General features: G+C 34.3%; 4 protein-coding genes and 1 pseudogene. All 5 read left to right on the top strand.

Translation table 11 applies throughout. The features are described from left to right. A pseudogene (locus RYL88_RS11315) lies at window positions 1-186 on the top strand (hypothetical protein); the annotation flags it as partial. Further along, a complete protein-coding gene (gene mshL, locus RYL88_RS11310; protein WP_314991376.1) occupies window positions 164-1,765 on the top strand; it encodes a pilus (MSHA type) biogenesis protein MshL in 1,602 nt (533 codons plus the stop codon). The pseudogene RYL88_RS11315 and the gene mshL, both read left to right, overlap by 23 nt. Continuing rightward, window positions 1,755-2,579 carry an ATP-binding protein gene (locus RYL88_RS11305; protein ID WP_314991374.1) on the top strand — a complete coding sequence of 275 codons (825 nt, stop codon included), beginning with the start codon at window positions 1,755-1,757 and terminating at the stop codon, window positions 2,577-2,579. Before mshL ends, RYL88_RS11305 begins: the two co-directional genes overlap by 11 nt. Next, window positions 2,572-3,465 carry a transformation system protein gene (locus RYL88_RS11300; protein WP_314991372.1) on the top strand — a complete coding sequence of 298 codons (894 nt, stop codon included), beginning with the start codon at window positions 2,572-2,574 and terminating at the stop codon, window positions 3,463-3,465. The genes RYL88_RS11305 and RYL88_RS11300 overlap by 8 nt, the downstream gene beginning before the upstream one ends. A 59-nt stretch (window positions 3,466-3,524) precedes the next feature. Beyond that, window positions 3,525-5,163 (top strand): GspE/PulE family protein (locus RYL88_RS11295; RefSeq protein WP_314991371.1); only part of this gene is annotated, 1,639 nt, incomplete at its 3' end.

The raw sequence follows: 5,163 nt of genomic DNA, 5'->3' as shown, positions 1-5,163 counted from the left end.
CTACAAGCCTTATTAAATAATAAAGCAAAAATTAACGGAAAATGGTATTACGTAAAAGATAAAATAGGCGAATATGAACTATCCTTAATCAAAGGGTCAAGTGTCATCCTGGCAAATAAGGAACAGAAAATAAACTTAAATTTAAAAAAAGGAGAAAACAAAAATGTTATCATTAAAATTAAATAAAATCATACCTATTTCTATATTTACTGCATTATCACTATCTTCTCTTAGTGCTGGTAGTTGTGACAATAGGGTATTTAATCTTAAAATAAACGAGCAAGTTACAGTACAAGAAGTATTAACTCAGCTCTCAGATATGTGTCATTTTAGTATCGTATCAAAAGATCAGTTTGCAAAAGATGCAATAGGCGAGCAAATATTTGGTGTAAATATAAAAGACAAAACGCTAAATGAAATTTTTACTTTATTGTTATCTGAAAAAGATATGAGCTACACATTTTCTCAAGATGTGTTAAAAATTTCTTCCCTTCAAACAAAGACTTTTAAGATCGATTACATAACTTCTATTAGAGAAGGTACCGCAATAACAAAAGCATCTGTTGATTCAGCACCCACAGAAGTTGGAGAAGAACAAGAGGATCAAGCTGCTGGAGATATTGGTAGCGGCGGTGGCAAGCTTGATAATATTATAAAAACTACGGAAAAATTTGATTTTTGGGAAAAGCTTGACACAGAGATAAAAGCCATCCTAAACAATACTACAGAAAGTATAGTTGCACCAGATCCTGTAATTAATGCAAATGCCGGATTAGTAACGGTCACTGGTACTGCAGCTCAGTTAAGGAGGGTTTCCGAATACATTAAAGATATACAAGAAAGGCTAAAAAAACAGGTAGTGATTGACGTATCAATAGTATCTGTCGAACTTGCAAATAGCTACACAAAAGGCGTAGATTGGAGTAAATTTAATATAGGATTTAAAACTGGACTATATAACCGTCCAGTTACAACTGGGGTAACAGAAACAGTAGGACAAGATGCCAATGGAAATCCTACAACTACATTGAGTAGAACTTATGGATTAATACCCGCAAATGATCTATTTTGGTCAAATAGAGGGAATGGTCTTGGAGGTGGTTTTTCTCAAAGTATGAATTTGATTGCCGGATTTAACTTTAATCTAGATGGCGTGCTAAATTTTCTTGAGACCAATGGACGTACAAAGATAGTATCAAGCCCTAAAATTACAACGCTAAACAATCAACAAGCGTTAATATCCGTAGGCGATAATGTAAACTATCGAGTCCAGCAAGAAAGTCAAAACAATAACTCCCTAAACGGTAGAACTACCGTTACATATAAGCAGTATTCTGTATTTATAGGTATATTACTAAATATTCTACCTGAAGTTTCAGACGACAATAAGATTATGCTTAGAATAAACCCGTCATTAAGTAGTTTTAAATACAATGAAGACGATACTAGACAAAGTACCGCCATACGTGAAATAGCTCCAGATACTGTACAGAAAAAACTTTCAACAGTAGTACAGGTTAATAGTGGAGATACTATTGTTTTAGGAGGTCTTATAGCCCAATCCAAAGGCAAAGAAAATACCAAAGTTCCTTTTTTAGGAGATATTCCAGTTCTCGGAAATGCTTTTAAGAGCACAAAAGATAACTTGAGAACTACTGAGCTCGTTTTTATAATAACCCCAAGAATAGTTGATATATCAAATCCGACGCCGATAAATCAATCACTAAAAGATTTGGGATTTTCAAGGTCGATATATGAGCGGTAACAAATATACTACTATAAAAAATATTTTTGCCGATATAGGGCAAGAATCAGACTATATCAATTTGGATAAGTCTATAGTAGCATATAAGAAAATTTTGGATTTATTGCAAAAACCGGTAAAGCTTATCGTATTTTACGGTAAGCCCGGGTGCGGCAAAACCTTTTTGTTAAAAAAGATAGTTTCAGATCTAAAAGAGCAAGGCGATATAGTTTTTTTCCCTTATCCTTTTTTCAATGAAGCAGAATTTGTAACGTCGCTATACGAGGGGATTTTTAAAAAGGAACCTCAAGAAAAGATAGAGAGTTACGAGCAATTTATTAAAATATACAAAGCAAAAACAGGTGACGTGCAAGACAGAAAACCGGTAGTAGTCATACTAGATGAATCTCAGTTGTATCCAGAAATTTTACTGGAGAAGATTCGCATAATGTCAGATAGCGGATTATTTAAATTTTTATTTGCTACGCATGAGTATATAGACAAAGATATACTTTCAAGAGATTATTTTAAGACTAGAGTATGGGAAAATATCGAAATGGGATCTGTTGATGTCGGCGAGATGAAGGTTTATTTGGAGAATAAATTTCAGAACAATCAGTTTTATTATATTTTTTCAAAATTTACGGAAAGTCAGTTCGAAATTTTAAATAGTTTAAGCAAGGGTAATTTAAGGATGTTAAATAAGCTTATGTTTAATATTTTTGAACTTTACGAGTATTTTGACGCAAATCAACCTACTATAATAGGAGGCAATACGATGGTAACTAAAATAATAGAAATGGCAGCCATTAAATCGGAGCTTATAGATGCTTGAGACATACGAAGTATTGGAGCTAGAAAGGCGATGGAGAGCCTATGACAAGAAAAGAAAAGAGTTTAAGTTTAAAGACAAAAAAACTTATATTTACGCAGTATCCGCCGTACTTGCTATATCCGTATCGGTATCATCGCTTACATTTTATCTACTAAAGTATTCACTGGTTAGCGGCGTTGCCAGTATCGCTATAAGTAACGAAATTAAAGAGCCAAGTAAAGACTCTAAACATTCCGAGATTAACGAACAAAAGAGGAATTTGGATCCATCAGACAATACTCTTTTAAATTCGGATAATTTTGGTATAAATGAAAATCTACCCGAAAAGCAAAACGACAATGTCAGTATAGCTGGAGATATAGATCCGCAAGAAGAACAACATGGCTGGGTAAATGTCAATGATTTGCCAAATAACGCAGATACTGTCAGTAATTTTTCAGCGGCTAGAAATATAGGCGGTAAACAAGTTGCCATAAAAACACCTACGGAAGAAAAGATAAATTTTGATTCTGATGGCTCCTTTTCATCAAAAAATATATCAAGCGGACAAGGCATTAATAAATTTCAAATACAGTCATCTGCCTCAGAGGTTTCAGTTGATGAGTTAAAGGCAAAATTTGATAAAGCCAACAGCTCAGACATAGCCGTCTTGATAGCAAAAAGATACTACAGTACAAAAGATTATCAAAATAGCGAAAAATGGGCTCTAATTGCTAATGAATTAGATAGTAATAATGAAGAAAGTTGGATTATATTTGCTAAATCTAAGTATAATCTTAAGCAAAAAAACGATGCCATAAGCGTTTTAAAAATTTATAACGATAAGGCAAATTCTGCCAATATCGAAGATTTAATGAAAAAGATAGAAGACGATACTGCACTGTAAAATTTGTGTAGTATCTTACTTAATGTATTTTATTTTAGGAAATAAAAGGATATTTTTTAGTGAAAAAAGTTTATGAACTATTTTTAGCTACTGCGCAAAAAAATGAATTAATATCGAATACTCAGTATCAAAATATCACAATGCAGTTAAAAGAAAAAGATGATTTTGAAACAATAATCCACCAAGAAATACCAGACTTAAAAGACGAACTCGTCTACGATATCTTAGGTGAATTGTATAAAAAACAAAGATTAAATATAAATGAAATAACAGAGAATTTTGCAGTAAATTTAAAAGATTTTCTAAAATATATAGCTTCTAAATTTAAACTAGAGTATATTGAACTAGATAATGTGGACATAGATTATAGGCTTTGCGAAAAAGCACCATTGACGCAACTTAAAACGCACGAAGCCCTTCCTGTCAAAGAAGATGAAATTGCAGTATATGTCGCCTTTAAAAATCCATTTGATATGTCAGCCCAAGATAGGCTTCAGTCTATATTTAGCAGAAAGCTACTAAAAACCGTTATTGCAGATCCTGCCAAAATAGACAAATATCTTAGCAAAGTCGAGCTAAACGATAGCGTCAAAGGCATCGTAGCAGAAATTAGAAAAGAGCTCTCGTCTACAACGGTTATTGGCGGTAATGCCGACGAAAATAGTTCTGGTATTTTAAAACTTATTGAAGTTATCTTAAGAACATCTATCGTTAGTAGGGCAAGCGATATACATATAGAAGCTACTACGACAAACTGTGTCGTCAGAGGTCGTATAGACGGCATGCTAGCCGAGCTTTTTATATTTGACAAAGACTTATTTCCCCCTTTAGTATCGCGTATGAAGCTACTTTCTAATATGGATATAGCAGAGCGTAGAAAACCTCAAGACGGTCGATTTTCAGCTCAAGTAGCAGGCAAAGAATACGATTTTCGTATCTCTACATTGCCTATTTTACATGGCGAAAGTATAGTTTTACGTATCCTAGATAAGTCAAAAGTTCTAATAAGTCTTGAAAATTTAGGTATGCATCCGGCCACCTTTGAGAAATTTAACAAAGCAATGAAGGCACCTTACGGTATTATATTGGTTACCGGCCCGACCGGCTCCGGTAAAACAACTACGCTATATGCGGCTCTAAACGATATAAAAAGCGTAGAGACTAAGATCATTACCGTTGAAGATCCGGTGGAATATCAACTAAATATGATTCAACAAGTCCACGTCAATGAAAAAGTCGGTCTTTCGTTTGCCGCCGCTCTTCGCTCTATTTTAAGACAAGATCCAGACATTATAATGATAGGCGAGATCAGAGATCAGGAAACTCTTCGCATTGCTATTCAAGCAGCCTTAACCGGTCACTTAGTATTTTCAACGCTGCATACGAACGATGCGATAAGCGCGGTCACTAGAATAGCAGATATGGGCATAGAACCTTATCTTATTAGTGGAGCGTTGGTAGCCATAGAGGCTCAAAGACTTGTAAGAAAATTATGTCCAAACTGCAAACAAAAGACGATTTTACCTTCAAATTTACAAGAGCAGTTTAAAGACTTTTTACCGCAAGAATATCAGTTTTACAAACATGTCGGTTGCGATCAATGCTCTCAAACGGGATATATGGGCCGAGAAATGATAAGCGAGGTTTTACCGATAAGCGATACTATTTCAGCAATGATAGCAAACGGTACGACAAAAG

Origin of the sequence: uncultured Campylobacter sp. (assembly GCF_963517995.1) — a bacterium.
GTDB lineage: Bacteria > Campylobacterota > Campylobacteria > Campylobacterales > Campylobacteraceae > Campylobacter_A.
This window is presented reverse-complemented; position numbering and strand designations above follow the sequence as displayed.